Source organism: Vibrio tetraodonis (genome assembly GCF_003350295.1).
In the GTDB taxonomy this organism is placed as follows: Bacteria; Pseudomonadota; Gammaproteobacteria; order Enterobacterales; family Vibrionaceae; genus Vibrio; species Vibrio tetraodonis.
The window spans coordinates 17373-36330 of record NZ_QLYY01000009.1 but is presented as its reverse complement, the minus strand read 5'-3'; the positions used below and the strand labels follow the sequence as shown (position 1 = coordinate 36330).

The window sequence follows — 18958 nt, the reverse complement described above, 5'->3', positions numbered from 1 at the left end:
GTGAGTAGGGTTATGGCGGAAGTTAGAGCCAGAGTAGATTTTAAAGTCGGTGTGAATAGCGACATAGAGGCTGAACTCTTATCTTTTGAAGGGCTCAAGACGGATAAAGAACACGTAGCGATAGTATTTAAACAAGCTGACCAAACACAATCTGTTCCTATCGTTCGCATACACTCTGAGTGTTTGACTGGCGATGTTTTTCATTCTTCTCGATGTGATTGCGGTGAACAATTAGATGAAACCATCCGTAAGCTTGGAGAGCAAGGAGGTATAATCCTTTACTTGAGGCAGGAGGGAAGAGGTATTGGGCTGTATAACAAGATTGATGCCTACAAGCTACAGAGTGAAGGGATGAATACTTATGAGGCGAACAATCATTTAGGCTTTGGTGATGATCTTCGTGATTTCTCTGAAGCAGCGCAGATGCTTGAAGCTCTTGGTGTATCGAAAATTCAATTGATTACCAATAATCCCAAAAAGATTCGAGAGCTGAGTGAGCATGGTATTGCCGTAGAGCAATCGATTAACACGTCTGCTCACGTTAAAGACGGTAATAAGAACTATCTCAAGGCAAAAATTGCTCATGGGAACCATGATCTGAAATTATAGTGCCTTGAACCTCCCCTGACAAAAGCCTCATTTTTATGGGGCTTTCTAGTATATGACTTGCAAAAAAAATCCAAGTTTGTATTATTTGCGTCAATGAGTGCAAATGAGAATAATTAGCACTTGTAAATCAGAATAATTATTAAGTTCACCAAGGACGCTTTTAAATGAATGTAAAATCACTTTTGGCCCGTTCTGTGGCTACATCACTTTTGATTGCCAGTGGCTCAGTTTTTGCTGCAGATGTGACAAAAGAACAGGTCGTAGAGCAGTACGCTAATGTTGCTCATGCGGTATTTTCCGATGCACTGACAACTGCTAAGGCGCTAGACAAGTCTATCGAATCCTTTTTAGCCGCGCCTTCACAAAAATCATTAGATCAAGTAAAGCAAGCTTGGATTAAGTCGCGAGTACCATACCAGCAGTCAGAAGTCTTTCGATTTGGCAATTCAATAGTTGATGATTGGGAAGGTCAACTTAACGCTTGGCCTCTTGATGAAGGTCTTATTGACTATGTTGCAACTGGCTACCAATACGAATTAGGTAACGAAGGTGCGAGTGCAAATATTGTTGCCAATAAAAAGCTTAAGATCGGTGCAACTGAATTAGATGTTAATAAACTAACACCAAAAACCATCGCAGACCTTAATGAAATCGGCGGCTCTGAAGCGAACGTTGCTAGTGGTTATCATGCCATTGAATTCCTTCTATGGGGACAGGACTTAAATGGCACTCAGGCGGGAGCTGGCGAGCGTGCTTATACGGATTTTGTAGTTGGTAAAGGTTGTACCAATGGTAACTGTGATCGTCGCGGAGAATACTTAAAAGCGACTGCCGATCTTTTAGTCCAAGATCTGGAGTGGATGGAGAAACAGTGGCAAGCGGGTGTTAAGGGCAATTACAGAGAGCAGCTTCTAAACGAATCTGCGGATAATGGCTTACGCAAGATGCTATTTGGTATGGGTTCTCTTTCTCTGGGAGAACTTGCAGGTGAACGGATGAAAGTGGCGTTGGAAGCTAACTCTACCGAAGACGAGCACGATTGTTTTTCAGATAACACCCACAACTCGCATTACTACAACGAGCAGGGCATTTACAATGTCTACACTGGCTCATACACGCGAATTGATGGAACAGTAGTTTCTGGTGCAAGCATTGCTCAATTAGTGGCTCAAAAAGATGCAAAAGCAGCGAAAGAAATCCAGCAACAGTTCGATACGACTCGTACTCAAGTAGGACAACTTGTTACATCAGCGGAAAAAAATAGTCAGTACTTTGATCAACTGATTGCTTCCGATAATGTAAAAGGTAATGCGTTGGTTAACAAAACTATTATGTCTCTTGTCGATCAAACTGCCTCTATTGAACGTGCCGCAAAAATTGTCGGTATTAGCAGTCTGAACCCTGATACAGCGGATCATGAATTCTAATTAAGATACACGTTTTTATAAGGGCTCTTTTAGAGCCCTTTTGTTGTTTTTAAAGCCATATTTTAATGAGAACTCATCTCAATTATGTGGTGCCATTTTCCTGAGAAACTTTAGTATGAAGTTGTACTTTAAATCCTTGTTAGCCACTTTGATCACCCTGAGTAGCAGTGTACCGGCATATGAGTTAGATTCTGGCGGAGCGACAAGCGTAGCAAAGGAAGGATCTAACGCTTTCTCACTTCCTGCCGCTAATCTCCCCTTGACTAAACGACTTGATTTTAGTGTTGGTAACAGTTTTTTCCGTAATCCATGGATTCAAGCGCCTGCAACGACAGATGCAAGAGATGGGTTAGGTCCGCTTTTCAATACTAATGGGTGTCAGAACTGCCATATTAAAGATGGTCGAGGACATCCGCCTGAGAAAGATGATATTCATGCAGTATCGATGTTAGTTCGTCTGAGCATCCCTGCTATGTCAGCCGAGCAGAAAAAGATATTCATAAAAGAAGGGATTGTACCAGAGCCGACGTATGGTGGTCAGCTTCAAGACTTCGCTCTGCAAGATCAAGTAGCAGAAGGACAGATAAGTATCACTTATACGCAAGTTCCCGTGCGCTTTGCCGATGGAACAGAAGTCATCTTACGTAAACCTGAGCTAAAACTACAGCAGCTTGTCTACGGTAAAATGCACCCTGATACCCAGTTTTCTACTCGTGTCGCACCACCAATGATTGGTTTAGGGCTATTGGAAAGTATCTCAGAACAAACACTCATGTCATGGGCAGACGAAAGTGATAATGATAATGATGGTATTTCTGGCAAAGTGAATAAGGTGTGGGATGTTGAGAAAAACCAATTTGCTATTGGCCGATTTGGTTGGAAGTCAGGTCAACCAACCCTAATGCAGCAAAATGCTGCGGCGTTTAATGGTGATGTCGGTCTGACTAGTCGCCTATTTCCCAATGAAAACTGCACTTCAAAGCAAACCCTCTGCGCCGAGCTGCCCAATGGTGGAGAACCAGAAGTAAGTGATAATATACTTGATTTCGTTGAGTTTTACACGCAACATCTAGCCGTTCCAACAAGACGCAATTTGGATCAACCAAACGTCAAACTAGGACAAAGCTTATTTGTTAAAGCAGGTTGTGACAGTTGCCATAAGAGTCAAGTCACCACATCAGTACGTGAAGGTTTGCCAGCATTATCCAATCAAACCATCCATCCATATACGGATTTACTATTGCATGATATGGGGGAGGGCTTAGCAGACAATCGCCCGGAATATTTAGCTAATGGAAAAGAGTGGAGAACAGCCCCGCTTTGGGGAATTGGTTATACCAAAGAGGTTAATGGACATACCTACTTCCTGCATGATGGTCGAGCACGTAATTTAATGGAAGCGGTACTTTGGCATGGTGGTGAAGCCGAGTCGTCAAAACAGACGGTGCTGACATTTAATCAAAAGCAACGTGATGCTTTGATAGCATTCCTGAATTCATTATAAGGAAAGGAAATGAAGCCTTTATCAATAGCCGCTATTACTTTTCTACTGACCAGTGTAGCAGGTTGTAGTTTGGTGTCTTATGAAGAGGAGCACCCTAGTCAAGGTGTGTATCAGGTAGAATTAGCTTCTGCTAAACATTTCATGCAGCAAGCCAATAAATTAGAAAGCGAAATGCTCACCTTTTGTGAAGATGGGGATTTACAACAAGTTCAACAGCAGTGGCAGCAAACCATGTTGTCCTGGATGGCACTACAAGGCCAAGAAAGAGGCCCAGAGAGCGCTTTGGAAAAGAGTTGGAATATACAGTTTTGGCCGGATAAAAAGAACACAACGGGCCGCAAAATGGCAGCTTTGGTCAATAGTGACAAACATTGGAACCAAGATGATATTGCCGAGCAGAGTGTGACTGTTCAAGGCCTTGGTTCCATTGAATGGTTGCTATATGACCGAGATTCAACGCTTAAGTCTTCAACTAAACACTGTCAAGTCGCAACAGCAATTGCGAGTAATTTGGCCAATAATGCGGCTCTGATAGCTTCTGCTTGGGAAGAAAACCCTTGGTCAGGATTAGATGAAAAGGCGTGGACTTCTGAGTACATTTCTTTGCTGTCCAATCAACTGGAATACAGTATGAAGAAGATGACTCGTCCGCTTGCAAAGTTTGGTAAGCCACGGCCTTATTTTGCCGAATCATGGCGCTCTCGCACGTCAATGAAAAACTTAAAAGCAAATATTACTGCAATGCAAACTTTGTATCTGTCTGATGGTAATGGGTTAGATTATACCTTACGTCAAAATGGGCATATTCAGCTTGCTAATAGTATAACGCGCCAGTTCTCATCTACTTTGGAAACATGGCCCGTTGAAGAAAGCTTATTTGAATTACTTCAATCTAAAGAAGGCTATCGCGTCGCTTATGCCCAATATAACAAATTGGAACAGCTTAAGTATCTTATTCATGAGGAAGTGGCGATTAAATTGGGCGTGGTAATAGGGTTTAATGCAACAGATGGTGACTGATAATACAAGACGTAACCTACTAAAAGCAGCACTGGTGGGGATAGCTGTGCCTGCACTTCCGCTCGGGTGTGCAAACAAGGTTACGTCAACGAGAAAGCCTGCTCTTATTGGTTGTGCCCTACAAGGTAGAGATAAATACTCTGTTGTTATTGCTGACGAACAAGGTTTGCCTCTCAAACAACTGCCACTTCCATCACGTGGTCATGGTGTTGCAACTCATCAAACACTGAATCATGCCGTTGCCTTTGCAAGGCGACCTGGTCAGTACTTTATTGTGTTTGACTACATAACGGGTGAAACAATTACTCTCACGACCGCAACGCCTAATCGACATTATTACGGACATGGTGTCTACTCAAATGATGGTATGTGGTTGTATGCGACAGAGGGAGAGCGTATAACCAGTAGAGGGATCATTGGAGTTTATGATGTGCTCGCTGGCTACAAAAAGGTGGCCGAATTCACAGGCTTTGGTATCGGGCCTCATGAGGTTATTGTGATGCCCGATGATAAACTTGCTATCGGAGTTGGCGGGGTTCATACCGATGGACGCAAGCCGGTGAACCTCTCATCTATGAAGCCAAGTTTGAGTTATTTAGACGCGACTGGTGAGCTAGTAGAACAAATCTCTCTACCTGATCACCACCTGAGTATTCGTCATCTTGCTCACGATGGGTCTGATACTGTCCTTTGTGGTCAGCAATATAGAGGTGAACCCGATGCGTATCCATCTCTATTAGCTATGCACACACAAGGTGGAGAAATGCGCTCTTTACATGCTCAGCCAGAGCAATGGGCTAGGTTTAATCACTATATTGCTAGTATTGCGGCGACGGAAGAGTGGATTCTGGCTACATCTCCAAGAGGAAACTGTTATGGTATTTGGTCCAAACAAACCGGTCTGTTGGAAGAGTTAAATGCATTACCTGATGCATCCGGAGTGATTGCAGATGCGGGGTATTTCAAAATTAGCTCGGGTGCTGGAGGTATTATCACCCAACACTCCCCACACAAAAAGAACAAAATTCAGTCGGGAATTCAATGGGATAACCATTGGTCGAGGATTTTTTAACCTAGCTTATTGTAAAACTTAAAAAAATTAACTTTCTTATCAACATTTACTACTAGCCTCTTATTTCTCTGCCATACTTTCGATCTACATGAAGGAATCGGAGAGTAAGATGGCTAGGTTGTATCCTTTATTGCTGCTAGTAATTTTGATGCCTTTCCAATCTTTAGCTAATAGTTACTTTGAACAAATTGGTTGGTTGGAGAAAGATAGCCATGTTCTTCGTGTCTTGCAGTTCTCAAAAGATGTAGAGAGTATTTATCATGAGTATGATAATCGCTTTATATGGTTCGATCTTCAACAAAGCACTCGTCTTGAGTTCCAGTTGGAGGTTATTGCAAGCGCAGGGTTTAGCCCTCTTTTTTCCCGCCAACTTCAATACTTGGAATACTATCGGAAAAGCAACCGTTGGCATGAATATGACGTTCTAGCAACAGACACTCTGCTTCTCTACATCAGTTATGCCGAACAAGCCAAAGTGTTGGGCTATGATTGGTTTTTCAAATCTATGTTGTATAAGCCACTCCCAAGGTTGAGCAGTGCTGTTCTACAAATGGTGGTGTCATCCATAGTAAACAAGCAACTGAGCGAGCTCATCGAAGCTTATACCCCTGATAGCTCGGACTATCAGAAATTGCTTGATAGCTACCTTCATGTGGTTAAGTTCACTAAATTGGACATTCCAGAATACACGCAGGAAGGGCTTAGAGGGGTTGGTGAGCCTCTGGACAATCGAGAAATTCTTCTTGTGCGAATGGAAATGGTAGATGTTGATTTATCAGGAGTTAGGCGCGATGTTGATTGGTATGACGAAACATTAGAAGCGCCAATCAAAGAGTTTCAGAGACTGCATGGTTTAAAGGATGACGGTGTTATAGGTTCTAACACTTTGCGGTGGTTAAACACATCGCCCCATAAAAGGCTGGCTATCCTTGCTCTAAATGCTGAACGAAGTCGTTTGTGGCCGATTAATTTCGATAACCTGATTATTGTGAACGTGCCCGGTTTCGAGATGAAATACTGGTCTTCTGGTAAAGAAGTGTTCGAGTCCAAGGTAGTGGTCGGACGCAGAGGCCGGCCGACCCCCTTGATGACTATTGAACTTGAATCATTGATTCTCAATCCTACTTGGAACGTGCCTTGGCGGATTATGGTACGTGACATTATACCTAGGGTTAAGAAAGACCCTGAATATCTGGTCAAAGAAAATATTACTATTGTACCAAGGTGGGGTTCTAAAGAGTTAATCGATCCTAACGAAATTGATTGGCAGAACCTTCGTCCGAGTTCATTTCCTTACAAAATGACGCAATTGTCAGGTGATAATAACGCCTTGGGTTTATACAAGTTTAATACGCCAAATCGACGAGCAATTTTCTTGCATGACACGCCAAGTAAAGAACTTTTTGAAGAAGTAAGTAGAGCATTTAGCTCGGGGTGTGTTCGAGTTGAAAATGCTGAGCAGTTTGCTTCAATTTTGTTGAAACGACAAGGAGCCGATATGTCGCTAGTCGATGAAAACGAAGTAGCCGCTAACCAGGCGATTCCTCTTACACGCAAAGTTCCTGTGCACATCATTTACCAAACCGCGTGGTCGGAAGGTGGAAAAATTCAATACAGGGACGATATATATCGTTTTGATAGACGAATCCATGGTAAAAGCTAAATTTGCCAAAAAATAACATTTATTCACATCTTGGTTTTTTCTAACCTTGTCAGATAGTAACCTGACGCAAGAGTATCTGCGCCTGTAAAAACGCGTTTTGGCGTTTGCACTCTCATTCATTGTTAGGTAAGGTCCTCGCTCAAAATATATTCGCCAAAGATATGAATGGGGCCTTATTGTGAACTTCTCTCGCAGAGATTTTATCAAATTTGCCAGTGGCAGTGTTATTGCAGCGAGTTGCACACCATCTGTTGCTTTATCAGCATGTGCCACAGCACCGCGGAGCCTTGCATTTAATAATTTGCATACAGGTGAGGAGCTAGAATCTTGCTACTTCGATGGTCGAAATTATATAAACAGAGAATTGGCTCGAATCGATAATATTTGCAGAGATTTTCGTTTAAACCAAGTTCATCAGATGGATAAGAATTTGTTTGATATGATCTCCCTGATCCAGTCTGAATTAGGTGTGGATACTCAGGTTCAAATTATTTCTGGTTACCGCTCACCTGAAACCAATCAAGCATTGCGTTCAGTATCGAGTGGGGTTGCCAAAAAAAGTTATCACATGCTGGGGCAGGCAATCGATTTTCGCTTAGACGGTGTTAACCTAAAACAGGTACGAGATGTAGCTATGGATCTAAAAGCGGGAGGAGTAGGCTATTATCCAAGAAGTAACTTCGTCCATATAGATACCGGGCCAGTACGCCACTGGTAGACAATAGATTTATGCTATAAGGTTGTCAAAAACCTCCCCAAGTGTCATAGTCTTGCCAGTTTAGTTATTGATTAAGGCTAGGATATGTCTCTTAAGTACCAAGTTGTTCCTGTCACCTCATTTTCTCAAAACTGTTCTATTGTTTGGTGTGATGAAACGATGGACGGTATTGTTGTTGATCCGGGAGGAGATGTTGAGCAATTATCCTCGGTAATCAAAGCCAATGGGATTAACATTGCTCAGCTTATTTTAACTCATGGACATTTAGATCATGTTGGTGGAACTCAATCACTTTCTGTGCTTTTGGGTGGCGTCAATATCATAGGCCCTCACAAAGACGATAACTTCTGGCTCCAAGGACTTGCAGAGCAAAGTCAAATGTTTGGCTTTCCGCCTACTCAGGCTTTTGAACCTACCAAGTGGCTCAACGATGGTGACACAATACATTTTGGTAAAGAGTGTTTGAAGGTTTATCATACTCCAGGACATACCCCAGGGCATGTTGTGCTCTTTAGTGAATCAGCAAAATTGGCGTTTGTCGGAGATGTTTTATTCAACGGTTCTGTGGGACGTACGGATTTTCCTAAAGGTGACTTTGATACACTGATACGCTCAATTAAAACGAAACTTTGGCCTTTGGGTAACGATGTAAGGTTTGTACCGGGTCATGGGCCAGAATCCACATTCGGCTATGAGCGAGCATCAAACCCATTTGTTGCAGATGAATTATAGTGGTTGACGAAGAATGCTCGTCAGGTCAATTCGTACCTTCTGGCTCTGCAGCAGCCATATAGCGCCTTGCTAAGCCGACAAATTCTTCAGCACTTCGGTCGATATCATTGGCTGAAATAAAGATGTCATAGTCAAAATAGCTCCTTTGGTAGTTCATTCGGTTTGCCAGCATTGCTTGTAAGCCTCGATATTCTCTGCCTTGCTCACTTTTATACGGTTTTGAGTCAAGTACTATGTCTTCGAAGTGAGCATTCAGAATACTTTGTTTCATCCCCATATACAGCAGGGCACGTTGACTTAAAAGAATATCCGTAGCAATTCTCGGGCATATACTTTCTAAATAAGGAGAGTATCGCTTTAATTTGATACCAATCCATGGCAAGGGCTGGTGCCATCCTTGGTTGTCATAATGGCAAATACCAATCTTACCGATATTGTTCCATTTCACTACCCAGCCTCCCTTGTGTAGATGTTGCTGAAAGTGAGAAGCAGTCAAGGTGTAGCAAACCGTACTTTTGTGGACTAACCATTGCGCAAAACCGAGAAAAATTAGTACAGCAATTAAGGTAATAATTGCCAGCTGCAAGTTGGGTGCAAGGACTACAAGAGAAATGAGGCCTGCCAGAATAATTGCTGCGAGCAATTTTGCTCCTGGGGAAGATAGTTGGATAGGTTGATGGGTAATATGCAATGTTTCCATAGTTCGCTCCCAGTAAATCTTTTTACCTCTGTTTATATATTCAGTGGCCACAGCATAGATCACATTAGGTGTAGATTAAATTGTAGCCTCCACCTAGTAGAACACGTATTTTTACTGGATTAAGCTTGTTAGATACTGTCAATGTCGTCAGATTTTTGCTATAAAACGCCATTAATTTTTTTCCACTGCTCATAATGCAGTGAAATGGAGAGATACTCGATGAGACTAGCTCATAAGCGCAAAGTGCAGATGAAACTGCAAAAGCACTTGAAGGCGGCGGTTGCTAAAGAAGAAGCGACACCAAGCAAAAAGCCACAGGCTGAGAAAAAAGTCACAGTTGCCGCTACGGAAAAGAAAGCGGCTGTAGCGAAAGTGGTAGACACTAGTTTAACACCTAAGCAGCAGCAAGTACTTGATATTGTCGTTGCCAATGCTGACGGTATCAACCCTAAAGGTATCGGCCTTGCTGCTGGACAAGAGGAATCAAAAGCCGCTTCTTGGGCAACAAGTGCACTTAAAAAATTACTAGAAGAGAATCTAGTCGCGAAAGAACAGCTAGCTGGTAATAAAGTTATTTATAAGACCGTTTAAAAAACGCTAGCTAGTAGACATCTATGCGAAATGATACGCAGTACCAGTTGGAGCTTCGATAATATCGAGGCTCTTTTTGTTGGTACACTACCTGTGATCTGTTTGAGAAGTGAGCTCTTCCCACGCTGATATGGTATATTAGGGGGATTACACACCTATCTAAAGTGAACTTTTCATGACTTTCCCAACCAATATTCATCAGTCCTACCATGCTCATGTTTATTTTGATGCTCAAACAAGTGATTTTGCCGCGCAGCTACGGTCAAAGGTTACTCAAGATTTCACTTTAGCAGTAGGGCGCTTTCATCAGAAATTAGTTGGGCCACATACGATGTGGAACTTTTCTATCAGTTTTGAGAAAGCAGATTTTGAGCAATTAATCCCTTGGCTAGATAACGCTCGTGGAGGCTTGTCTATTCTAGTCCATGCCGTTACTGGTGATGACATTACTGATCATACAGAGTATGCCTATTGGTTAGGAAAACCCGTTGAGCTTAATCTCTCAGCACTTGATAACAACTAACGGCGCCTACCTCTTTTTCTCTTCTAACCATTGAATGTTTTTTGATAGTTTATGACTATCAATTATATAGATATGAATGCCTTCATCAATTGTAAACTAATGTGTATATTGAACTCAAAGAAAGGGTAAAACCCGAATAAATTGATGAGGAATAGATTATGACCAACCAAGTAAACTTAATCGGCCTAAATAACGAAAAGTCTCAAGCTCTTGCAAACGAGTTAAATGCTTTGTTAGCGCACTACCAAGTATTATATATGAATACACGAGGTTATCACTGGAATATTAAAGGTCAGCAGTTTTTTGAACTTCACGAAAAGTTTGAAGAAATATATGTTGATTTACAAACCAAGATTGATGAACTGGCGGAGCGTATTTTGACGATTGGTTCTACACCAGATCATAGCTTCAGCCAATATCTGAATAAAAGTAGTATTCAAGAACACCAAAATTCAACCACAGGACAAGAGTGTGTTCGGGGCTTAGTACACGGATTTAGCGCTCTACTTGTTCAACAGCGCCAAATTTTAGCCCAAGCTGAAGATGCTGACGATGAAGGTACTGCAGCACTCATGGGTGATTATATTCGCGAACAAGAAAAATTAATGTGGATGTTTAATGCATATATGAACTAAAGTGTATTTGGTTAAATAACCAGTTCTTTCTTGAGTTGTAGTTGGAGATGTGTATACTGTATATGTAACCAGTTATTTGGAGGTGAATTATGTTATGGGATACCCTTGAACGTGTTAACCGCCTGCGCCAAGTGGCGTTAAATAACCCTGAGTTTATTCGCTCAGCTAAAGCACATGAAAAAGCGTTAGAGTTACAGGGGGGGGATAATATCAAACCCCTGAAAAGATCAACGAAGTTGAGAAAAGAAAAGGCTTTATCAGATATTTACCAACAATCAGAGTTTGGGTACGACCCTTGTGACTCTCCTCATTAAATGAAAAAGCAGGGCAACGCCCTGCTTTCATGTTTAAGACGTATAGAAATAAGCTTCCATGGTTGCGTCAGTCCCTGGGCTTTTTCTGTCACGCCTTGCCTTCAGAAAAGCTTTTAGGTCTGCTGCAAATTTTTTCTTGTTGCGGTATTCGAACAAGCCTCCATTGGGTTCCATAATAAAATACCTATAATTTTTATAACCGATTCCGATTGCATGAGCGTAGGCTGAAAGATAACCTGCCCAGTAACCTTGTTCGCCTGGTAACACAGAGGTGATTTTTTCAGGTGTCATTGTTTCTGAGGAGTTTGCTTTATTAGTGTTTTTAAGGCCGAACCCAGCGAGTAAGCTTTTTATTGATGAAGAATTGCCTTTAAAGTCTTTGACATAGCCCCCTTGAAACCTTAGTGGACCTTTAAAAAAACTGGTGAACTGGTTATGTGCTACGGCTTCTTCATTTCCGCCTAGTAGAGCTACCATCCACCCAGCGGTAATACCGCAACATATTCCTTGAATTCTGCCTTTGTTGGATCCAGCGACTTTTGCGCCCGTGTCTATATTTTTATAACCGATACGGCCAGCCGTATCGCTATCTATTCCTCCGCTACCCGGAAGTCCAGGTGCGTTATTTAAACTTTGAATAACTGTAGATTGAATACAGTCTCCAAAAAGATACTTGTTATAGAGTGTCACACCATTTGGCATAGTATTACGTCCTTAGTTGTTGTAGAGAAAATACTCATGGATAGGTTCTAACGGTGTTACGCTTAGTAATTATCATACGTAAACAGCGAAGATGATTTTTGCGAAAGTATGCATTGAGTTTTATAAAAGATTAACTCAAAATATTTCCTACAGCCAATCGCAGAAGATAATTTTTTGCACTTTATAGACCCATGCCTCAGTGAAACTATATGGTTTGTTCACTATTCAACTAACTTAGTAAAAACAAAAGTATATGTGATATCATACTCAGTTAGTTGAACCGCCTAACATAAGGATGTAGTACATGAAAATAGAGACAGTGGCATTTATCGGCTTAGGTGTAATGGGCTTCCCCATGGCGGTGCATTTGTCGAATGCAGGCTTTGTTACTCGTGTGTATAACCGTACTATCGAAAAAGCAGAGCAGTGGACCGAGCAGCATTCGGGCCAATGCTTTGCCACGCCTTATCTGACTGCGCAAGGTTGTGATCTTGTTGCTGTATGTGTGGGTAATGACGATGATGTTCGAAGTGTTGTGCTTGGTGACAATGGCGCTTTAGCGGCCATGAAACCAGGGTCTATTTTAGTAGACCACACTACGACTTCAGCTGAGCTGGCTGAGGAATTAGCAAAAGCTTGTAATGATAAAAACGTACATTTTGTCGATGCTCCAGTCTCAGGAGGGCAAGCTGGCGCTGAAAACGGAGCTCTGACTATTATGTGTGGAGGAGAAACACAAGTATTTGAAGCTCTGTCTCCGGTATTTGATACATATGGTAAGCAAGCCGTTCTTCTTGGAGAAAATGGTCAGGGGCAGCGCTGCAAAATGGTCAATCAGATATGCATAGCGGGTATTTTGCAGGGGTTGAGTGAAGCCCTTCAGCTTGCACAGTCTGCGGATTTGGATATAGAAAAAGTAGTGAACGTTCTGCAACATGGAGCTGCAGGTTCATGGCAGATGGAGAATCGTGCCGTGACAATGTCTCAAGGAAAATTTGACTTTGGCTTTGCTATTGACTGGATGCGAAAAGACTTGGGTATCTGCTTAAATGAAGCATCAAGTAAGAATATATCCTTGCCTATGACAGAGGAAGTCGATGGTATGTATGCTGCTCTTCAGAAGCAAGGTTTGGGCCGAATGGATACGTCAGCCCTGATTAAAGCTTATGATTTAGCCTAGTTTTATAAAAGGGGGGAACTCGACTATCTTCTGCTCGAATTGGAATATTCTAAAGTTATTGTCACTGAGGTCGATACTAGATGTAGGAATTAATTGTTTTCATATCAGGAGATAGGACCGCAAGAACAAGCTATTTGTTGTGGTAGGAGACTGCTTATGATTGAACAGAATCAAAAACGAGAATTTTATCGCTTGAAGTATCCTAAGAAAGCTCGGCCTTGTATACGTATATACGATCAGATTTTCTATGTCACAGAGGTGTCAGAAGGAGGTATACGTGTTGTGATGAACATGTTTACCGACTGGTATAAAGGTCTGTTGATGTCGGGCACTCTTGAGCTTCACAGCCAAGAGAAAATAGAGTTCAAAGGGGCGGTTCTGCGCTTTGATAATGGCGAAGTTATTCTTAAACTGAATGAAGGGCCAACCTTTAAAAATATGGTTGAAGAACAACGTCATATCATCCAAGAGTACCCATCGCATTTTGCAAGATCTATCCATTGAGCAGAGTATTGCACAGCGACTGACTGTGCCATTGCTGTGTCAAGGATACATATCTCAAAACGTCAGACAATACATTTACCTATTACATTCTTTTTTGCTAACCTGCTGTTTATTTTACAAAAATAGACGGTGTGTAATGGATGCGAAAAGTGTAGTTCTTGCTTACTGGGAAGCGATGAATACCAATGACTTTTTCAAGTTGGGTCTCTGTCATTGAAAACTGAGTCATAGCGATATTATTTACTCGGTTATCCTATTTACCCATGATTTTGAGCACAGACATTAGAATAGGCCGATGAATACTCATCAGAAATCAGAAGATATATGAATAACAGAATTGTGTTTACTGGTGGCCCTGGTGCGGGAAAAACATCCGTATTAGAGCACCTCAGCGACATGGGATATACGTCAGCACCAGAGTCCGGACGTAAAGTGATTCAAGATCAAATAAGGACTGGCGGTACAGGCCTTCCATGGGCAAATAAAACAGCGTTTCGCGATCTAATGATTATTCAAGAAGTGCGTAATCACAAAATGTATACCGATCCTAATGTAATGTTTTATGACCGTAGCATTATAGATTGTTACGGATATAGCCAACTTGAGCAAATTTTCCTATCTACCGAACTAATAAATCGATGTAATGAGCTTATGTATAACTCAAAGGTTTTTATCTTTCCTCCTTGGGAGGAAATTTATAAGAATGATGAAGAACGTAAGCAAGACTTTAGTCAAGCGGTTGCGACGTATCAGCAGATGGTAAATGCATACGAAAGGTTTGGTTATCAATTGGTTGAGATGCCTAAAGCTTCAATAGCAGAGCGAGCAAACTTCGTTATTAACAACCTACCATCTATCTGAGCGTGTTAGTGACGACGCTTTACTTTCTTCCTCATTTTTACTCGGCCTTTTCTCAGGGTTAGTCGTAAAATAAAGAGGATTTTAACTTGAATTATGACCAGTTTAATGCATTTTGTCGCTCGCTACCTGATACCACCCAAGTGGCTCAAGGTGGTAATGGCCATGTTTGGAAAATCAATGGAAAAGTATTCGCTTTTGGTGGGAGAGGCAGAAGTGGAAAGCCTGCATTTAGTTTTAAAACGTCAGACTCAAATTATGAGTTTCTAAAAAGCCATAAAGGCTATACACCCGCGCCTCATGCCTCGGGTCGTGATGGAAAGTGGATCCAACAACTTGATACGATTTGGTATCGAGATGATGAGCTTAAGCATTATATTACTGAATCTTATCGTATGGTTTCAAAAAGCAAAACTAAGACACCGCAAACGGATTCTGGCGATGTTGCCCTTAGTATCGGCAATTTCAGCGGTTTGGGGAACGCCGCAATCAAACCCATAGATTAGGTGCTCACCTATATAATGTTGTTTATCCCCAAATTTTGCACCTAGCTAGCGCTTTGAGTGCTAGCTAGGTATTATTGCAGGATATCGTAACTGGAGTACTTTTTATGTCTTATCCCTCATGCCCAAACTGTCAATCTGACTATGTTTACCAAGATCAGAACCACCTTGTGTGTCCAGAATGTGCCTATGAGTGGAACCCAGACGAAAAGCCAGAAATTGTGACCGTCAAAGATGCGAATGGCAATGAGTTGGTAGAAGGCGACAAAGTCACCTTAGCAAAGGATCTCAAAGTGAAAAGCAGCTCCTTGGTATTAAAAATCGGTACCAAGGCTTTAATAAAGCGGATAGTCGAAGGTAAAGACCATCAGTTAGATTGCAAAGTAGATGGAGCAGGAGAGATGATGATCACGGCTCATTTTGTTAAAAAGTCATAATCTGTATCGGAGTCGGGGAGAAGCGCGGTGCCAGATGAAATCATTATTACCTCAAATCAAAATAAATTCTTACCAATACTGAGGCAGATTTATCTGGCCTCGAGAACAACGACTTTTAAATGGCTAGATAGCAAGCAGTTTTGTCTTGCTGATTTTGATATTGATGTGGAAGGTGAGCAAATATGGGTAGCTCTTTGCAAAGGTAAGCCGGTTGGGTTTATTTCTATTTGGGAGCCTGAGAACTTTATCCATCACCTTTACATCTCGCCTGAATATACGAGAAAAGGCATTGGTGCTCGGTTACTTGAGTTTGTTAAATCCCGATACACTAGCTTAAATTTAAAATGTATGCAGCCAAATAAATCAGCGTTAAACTTCTATCAATCTCATGGCTTTATAAGTCAATCACAACACATGGACGAGTTTGGTGGATACCACTACCTAACCTATGAGGAATAAAATATTCTGTATAATCCAATTGCACTTCTTGTTCACGTACCTGACGTCTCTGTAGGACTTGAGTGGTACCAGAAAGCGTTTCCTCTTGCCTCTCCCCGTTATCTGCCCGAGTTTGATTTTACTGTACTCGATATTGAAGGGTTTTCGCTGGAGATTGTCCAAGCCGATAACAAGGTGTCGTCTGGGAAGTCAGGAACCGTCCTTTACTGGTTGGTGGATAATATCAGGGAATCAATCGACTTTATGCAATCTATAGGGGCAACCTTATATCGAGGTCCAATGGAGATTGAACAGGGGCAATCTATCTGCCAGATGGAAGATCCCTTTGGTAATCTTATCGGCTTGCGAGGTAAAATGGGGTAATTAGCCACTCATGTATGAGTGGCACAACCGATCACCACATAAGATCATCAGGTACTACAAAGTCAGCGTATGGATCGTCTTCTGCAGGGACATCAGATTCAGGCTCTTTTAGGTCAATAATGATATCGCTATCGCGCTGCGAAATTTTGTTTGCCACCACACTAGGAATGACCGCATAACCTTCACCAAAGCGTGCAATAGCTAATATCCCTTTAATAAGTTGTTCACGCATTAGGCTATCGACATATAGAGATTTAACTAATGTGCCATCGGTAAAATTATACTTAATGTCGCCGTCACTATTAGCAAGCTTATTCATTTCAATGAGTTGCTTAATCTGCGACTGAATTTCTTTGTTGAGGCGCTGCTCATTTTTTTCTGTACTGAGTGCCTTGTCGCGCTCTTGCTGCTGACGTTTTTGCTCTTCTACAGCGGCTTTAACCTCACGAGCTTGAGTGCGAGATTTTTTGGATCCTTTCTTCGCCTTCTTTAGTTTCTTTTCATTCACTAAACCAGCTTTCAACATTTGTTCTTGCAGCGATAGCTTTGCCATGGTTTTTCCACATTTAATAAATAAACCCCGCTATTTTATAGATACATGACGAGCAAATAAAGATGCTTTAACTAACTCAATTCTATGACTTCTTTGAATCTAATGTGGACGTGTTTCATTTGGTTCTTTTGGGATGACGCCAGAGCCGGACTTAAATCTCTATCAGGATTGCGACGAACTCGTTACATTTTCTATCGATCCCAAAACGGCGTTTGATATACAAAACTAGCTTTCGGTTGGGCCTTTATGTTTGAGGAATGTAAAAATTTCACCCAAGCCAGCTTTACTATTGCTAGGGTCGGTACGAATCGCTTTAATAGTGATTAATGCTATCTTTTGTTCTAAAGGCCTAGCACCGGAGGGTGAAGTATGATTGTTGTCGCGCGCTTTTCGTTTCCGCATGAAGCGCATATTGCGAAAGCGAGTCTTGAGGCGGCTGGTATTGAGACTTGTATTGCTGATGAGCATACGATCAATACGCAGTGGTTGTACTCTAATGCAATCGGGGGTGTGCGCTTGATGGTTGCTGAGCAAGATCTAGAGCAAGCCGAGAATATTCTGAGCACTGACTTTTCAGATGTATTATGTGCTGAACAAAGCGCCACTTCACAAGATCATTGTCCAAAATGTGATAGTGTAAAAATTGAGCCGTTTACCAAAGGTAAACGCTCTGCGTTTTTGGTATTTATACTTCTTGGATTTCCATTGTTTTTCTGCAAACATGGATATCGATGCAAGGAGTGCGGGCATTTTTGTGAAAATGCGAAATAGCTGAATTATTGGAGGGATTTCCAATGAAGATAGCAGTGGTGTTGGGGACGTCAAAAGCAGATGGGAATACACTTTATTTGGTCAATCAGTTCGTTGAACTGACCCAAGCTGAAGTGTTTGATTTAGCGGATTACAAAATATCGTATTACGATTATTTTCATGAAAATCGCAATGATGACTTTATCCCACTGATTCGCATGCTAAAGAATTATGATCATATTGTCTTTGCTTCCCCTGTTTATTGGTACTCGATGTCCGCACAACTCAAGGTCTTCTTTGACCGACTTTCTGATTTATTGACCATAGAAAAATCTCTCGGGCGCAAGCTACAAGGGAAAGAAATTTCTGTGCTTTCTACTGGTCATGAGCAAGAATTACCAGATTGTTTTATTGAGCCATTTGAACTGACCGCTGAATATATGCAATTTGTGTTCAGGGGCTTTGGCTACCTTCCAGTCAATAAAGAAAATAACCTCTCGAAAGCGAATGCAATCGCGCAATGGTTCAGTGAAAGTATTTGCCACGAATCGGTTGATTAACTTTCGTCTGTCTTTCGATATCTATATACGGCTCATGGTAATGTATTGATTTTTTGTTACTTCTAGCACAAGATGCGAGTCTTGTATTAAGACTTAAAGAGCGGTTAATGATTACAATTCGTCAATACAAGCCTGAAGACGTACAGGCACTATGGGAAGTGTTTTTCTTCACTGTTCGCAATATTAATATTCAGCATTACTCTCAGCAGCAAGTTGAAGCATGGGCGCCAGATAACTGGAATCAAGAAGTTTGGCAGGAAAAAATGCTGCAAATCAGTCCCTATATTGCTGAAATCAATGGTCAGGTTGCAGGCTATACAGATTTGCAAGATTCTGGGTTGATTGATCACTTTTTTTGTCACTATAAGTTTCAAGGGAAAGGCGTCGGTCGTGCAATGATGGAATATGTTATAGAGCAGGCCAAGCAACGTGGTATCTCAAGACTTTATTCCGAGGTCAGTATTACCGCTCGCCCTTTTTATGAGCGTATGGGATTTAAGCTCGTGCGTGAGCAACAAGTCGAAATGCGAGGCGATTTGCTGACTAACTTTGTTATGGAGTTATCACCATTACCCAAATGA

Annotated in this window: 25 protein-coding genes; 22 read left to right on the top strand and 3 right to left on the bottom strand. The window is 41.7% G+C overall.

Annotated features, from left to right (window positions below):
* The first annotated feature begins 12 nt into the window (after positions 1 to 12).
* From DPF90_RS06335 to DPF90_RS06300, 8 genes are all read left to right on the top strand, one after another.
* A complete protein-coding gene (locus tag DPF90_RS06335) occupies positions 13 to 609 on the top strand; it encodes a GTP cyclohydrolase II (RefSeq protein ID WP_114785638.1) in 597 nt (198 codons plus the stop codon).
* A 164-nt stretch (positions 610 to 773) separates the two neighbouring features.
* On the top strand, positions 774 to 2036 hold the full coding sequence (locus DPF90_RS06330; protein ID WP_114785490.1) for an imelysin family protein: 1263 nt from the start codon (positions 774 to 776) through the stop codon (positions 2034 to 2036).
* Positions 2037 to 2151: 115 nt separating this feature from the next.
* On the top strand, positions 2152 to 3540 hold the full coding sequence (locus DPF90_RS06325) for a di-heme oxidoreductase family protein (RefSeq protein WP_114785637.1): 1389 nt from the start codon (positions 2152 to 2154) through the stop codon (positions 3538 to 3540).
* Positions 3541 to 3549: 9 nt separating this feature from the next.
* Positions 3550 to 4560 (top strand): imelysin family protein, encoded by a 1011-nt coding sequence (locus DPF90_RS06320; protein ID WP_114785489.1) that lies wholly within the window; start codon positions 3550 to 3552, stop codon positions 4558 to 4560.
* A complete protein-coding gene (locus DPF90_RS06315; RefSeq protein ID WP_205395170.1) occupies positions 4541 to 5632 on the top strand; it encodes a DUF1513 domain-containing protein in 1092 nt (363 codons plus the stop codon). The genes DPF90_RS06320 and DPF90_RS06315 overlap by 20 nt, the downstream gene beginning before the upstream one ends.
* 109 nt (positions 5633 to 5741) lie before the next feature.
* On the top strand, positions 5742 to 7295 hold the full coding sequence (locus DPF90_RS06310) for a L,D-transpeptidase family protein (RefSeq protein ID WP_114785488.1): 1554 nt from the start codon (positions 5742 to 5744) through the stop codon (positions 7293 to 7295).
* Positions 7296 to 7473: 178 nt separating this feature from the next.
* Positions 7474 to 8013 (top strand): peptidoglycan L,D-endopeptidase MepK, encoded by a 540-nt coding sequence (mepK, locus tag DPF90_RS06305; RefSeq protein WP_114785487.1) that lies wholly within the window; start codon positions 7474 to 7476, stop codon positions 8011 to 8013.
* Positions 8014 to 8097: 84 nt separating this feature from the next.
* A complete protein-coding gene (locus tag DPF90_RS06300; protein WP_114785486.1) occupies positions 8098 to 8745 on the top strand; it encodes an MBL fold metallo-hydrolase in 648 nt (215 codons plus the stop codon).
* Between the two features lie 25 nt (positions 8746 to 8770).
* On the opposite strand, the gene DPF90_RS06295 is transcribed toward DPF90_RS06300, so the two are convergent.
* A complete protein-coding gene (locus tag DPF90_RS06295; protein WP_114785485.1) occupies positions 8771 to 9445 on the bottom strand; it encodes a DUF2982 domain-containing protein in 675 nt (224 codons plus the stop codon).
* Positions 9446 to 9664: 219 nt separating this feature from the next.
* On the opposite strand from DPF90_RS06295, the gene DPF90_RS06290 reads away from it, so the two are divergent.
* From DPF90_RS06290 to DPF90_RS06275, 4 genes are all read left to right on the top strand, one after another.
* A complete protein-coding gene (locus DPF90_RS06290) occupies positions 9665 to 10036 on the top strand; it encodes a MarR family transcriptional regulator (protein ID WP_114785484.1) in 372 nt (123 codons plus the stop codon).
* Between the two features lie 175 nt (positions 10037 to 10211).
* Positions 10212 to 10559 carry a DOPA 4,5-dioxygenase family protein gene (locus tag DPF90_RS06285; RefSeq protein WP_114785483.1) on the top strand — a complete coding sequence of 116 codons (348 nt, stop codon included), beginning with the start codon at positions 10212 to 10214 and terminating at the stop codon, positions 10557 to 10559.
* 158 nt (positions 10560 to 10717) lie between these two features.
* Positions 10718 to 11194, top strand: a complete 477-nt coding sequence (locus tag DPF90_RS06280; RefSeq protein WP_114785482.1) for a Dps family protein — start codon at positions 10718 to 10720, stop codon at positions 11192 to 11194.
* Between the two features lie 89 nt (positions 11195 to 11283).
* Positions 11284 to 11508 carry a hypothetical protein gene (locus tag DPF90_RS06275; RefSeq protein ID WP_114785481.1) on the top strand — a complete coding sequence of 75 codons (225 nt, stop codon included), beginning with the start codon at positions 11284 to 11286 and terminating at the stop codon, positions 11506 to 11508.
* 33 nt (positions 11509 to 11541) lie between these two features.
* Here the strand turns inward: DPF90_RS06275 and DPF90_RS06270 are convergent, their stop codons facing one another.
* The gene (locus DPF90_RS06270; RefSeq protein ID WP_114785480.1) at positions 11542 to 12210 is read right to left on the bottom strand and encodes a hypothetical protein; all 669 of its coding nucleotides are present in this window, start codon (positions 12208 to 12210) and stop codon (positions 11542 to 11544) included.
* A 304-nt stretch (positions 12211 to 12514) separates the two neighbouring features.
* Between DPF90_RS06270 and DPF90_RS06265 the strand changes: the two genes are divergently transcribed.
* The 7 genes from DPF90_RS06265 (at position 12515) to DPF90_RS06235 (ending at position 16514) form a co-directional block, all read left to right on the top strand.
* On the top strand, positions 12515 to 13390 hold the full coding sequence (locus tag DPF90_RS06265; protein ID WP_114785479.1) for an NAD(P)-dependent oxidoreductase: 876 nt from the start codon (positions 12515 to 12517) through the stop codon (positions 13388 to 13390).
* Positions 13391 to 13546: 156 nt separating this feature from the next.
* Positions 13547 to 13894 (top strand): PilZ domain-containing protein, encoded by a 348-nt coding sequence (locus DPF90_RS06260; protein ID WP_114785478.1) that lies wholly within the window; start codon positions 13547 to 13549, stop codon positions 13892 to 13894.
* Positions 13895 to 14218: 324 nt separating this feature from the next.
* The gene (locus tag DPF90_RS06255) at positions 14219 to 14755 is read left to right on the top strand and encodes an AAA family ATPase (protein WP_114785477.1); all 537 of its coding nucleotides are present in this window, start codon (positions 14219 to 14221) and stop codon (positions 14753 to 14755) included.
* Positions 14756 to 14841: 86 nt separating this feature from the next.
* The gene (locus tag DPF90_RS06250; protein ID WP_114785476.1) at positions 14842 to 15258 is read left to right on the top strand and encodes an MmcQ/YjbR family DNA-binding protein; all 417 of its coding nucleotides are present in this window, start codon (positions 14842 to 14844) and stop codon (positions 15256 to 15258) included.
* Between the two features lie 104 nt (positions 15259 to 15362).
* Entirely contained in the window at positions 15363 to 15692 is a 330-nt protein-coding gene (locus DPF90_RS06245; protein WP_114785475.1) for a zinc ribbon domain-containing protein YjdM, read from the top strand.
* A gap of 27 nt (positions 15693 to 15719) precedes the next feature.
* Positions 15720 to 16151, top strand: coding sequence for a GNAT family N-acetyltransferase (locus DPF90_RS06240; protein WP_114785474.1), 432 nt, complete (start codon positions 15720 to 15722; stop codon positions 16149 to 16151).
* A 6-nt stretch (positions 16152 to 16157) separates the two neighbouring features.
* Complete coding sequence (locus tag DPF90_RS06235) at positions 16158 to 16514, top strand: VOC family protein (protein WP_114785473.1); 357 nt, start codon at positions 16158 to 16160, stop codon at positions 16512 to 16514.
* Positions 16515 to 16545: 31 nt separating this feature from the next.
* Here the strand turns inward: DPF90_RS06235 and DPF90_RS06230 are convergent, their stop codons facing one another.
* A complete protein-coding gene (locus DPF90_RS06230) occupies positions 16546 to 17067 on the bottom strand; it encodes a DUF2058 domain-containing protein (protein ID WP_114785472.1) in 522 nt (173 codons plus the stop codon).
* A 369-nt stretch (positions 17068 to 17436) separates the two neighbouring features.
* Between DPF90_RS06230 and DPF90_RS06225 the strand changes: the two genes are divergently transcribed.
* From DPF90_RS06225 to DPF90_RS06215, 3 genes are all read left to right on the top strand, one after another.
* The gene (locus DPF90_RS06225; RefSeq protein ID WP_114785471.1) at positions 17437 to 17838 is read left to right on the top strand and encodes a putative signal transducing protein; all 402 of its coding nucleotides are present in this window, start codon (positions 17437 to 17439) and stop codon (positions 17836 to 17838) included.
* Positions 17839 to 17861: 23 nt separating this feature from the next.
* A complete protein-coding gene (locus tag DPF90_RS06220) occupies positions 17862 to 18377 on the top strand; it encodes a flavodoxin family protein (RefSeq protein ID WP_114785470.1) in 516 nt (171 codons plus the stop codon).
* A 107-nt stretch (positions 18378 to 18484) separates the two neighbouring features.
* Entirely contained in the window at positions 18485 to 18958 is a 474-nt protein-coding gene (locus DPF90_RS06215) for a GNAT family N-acetyltransferase (protein ID WP_114785469.1), read from the top strand.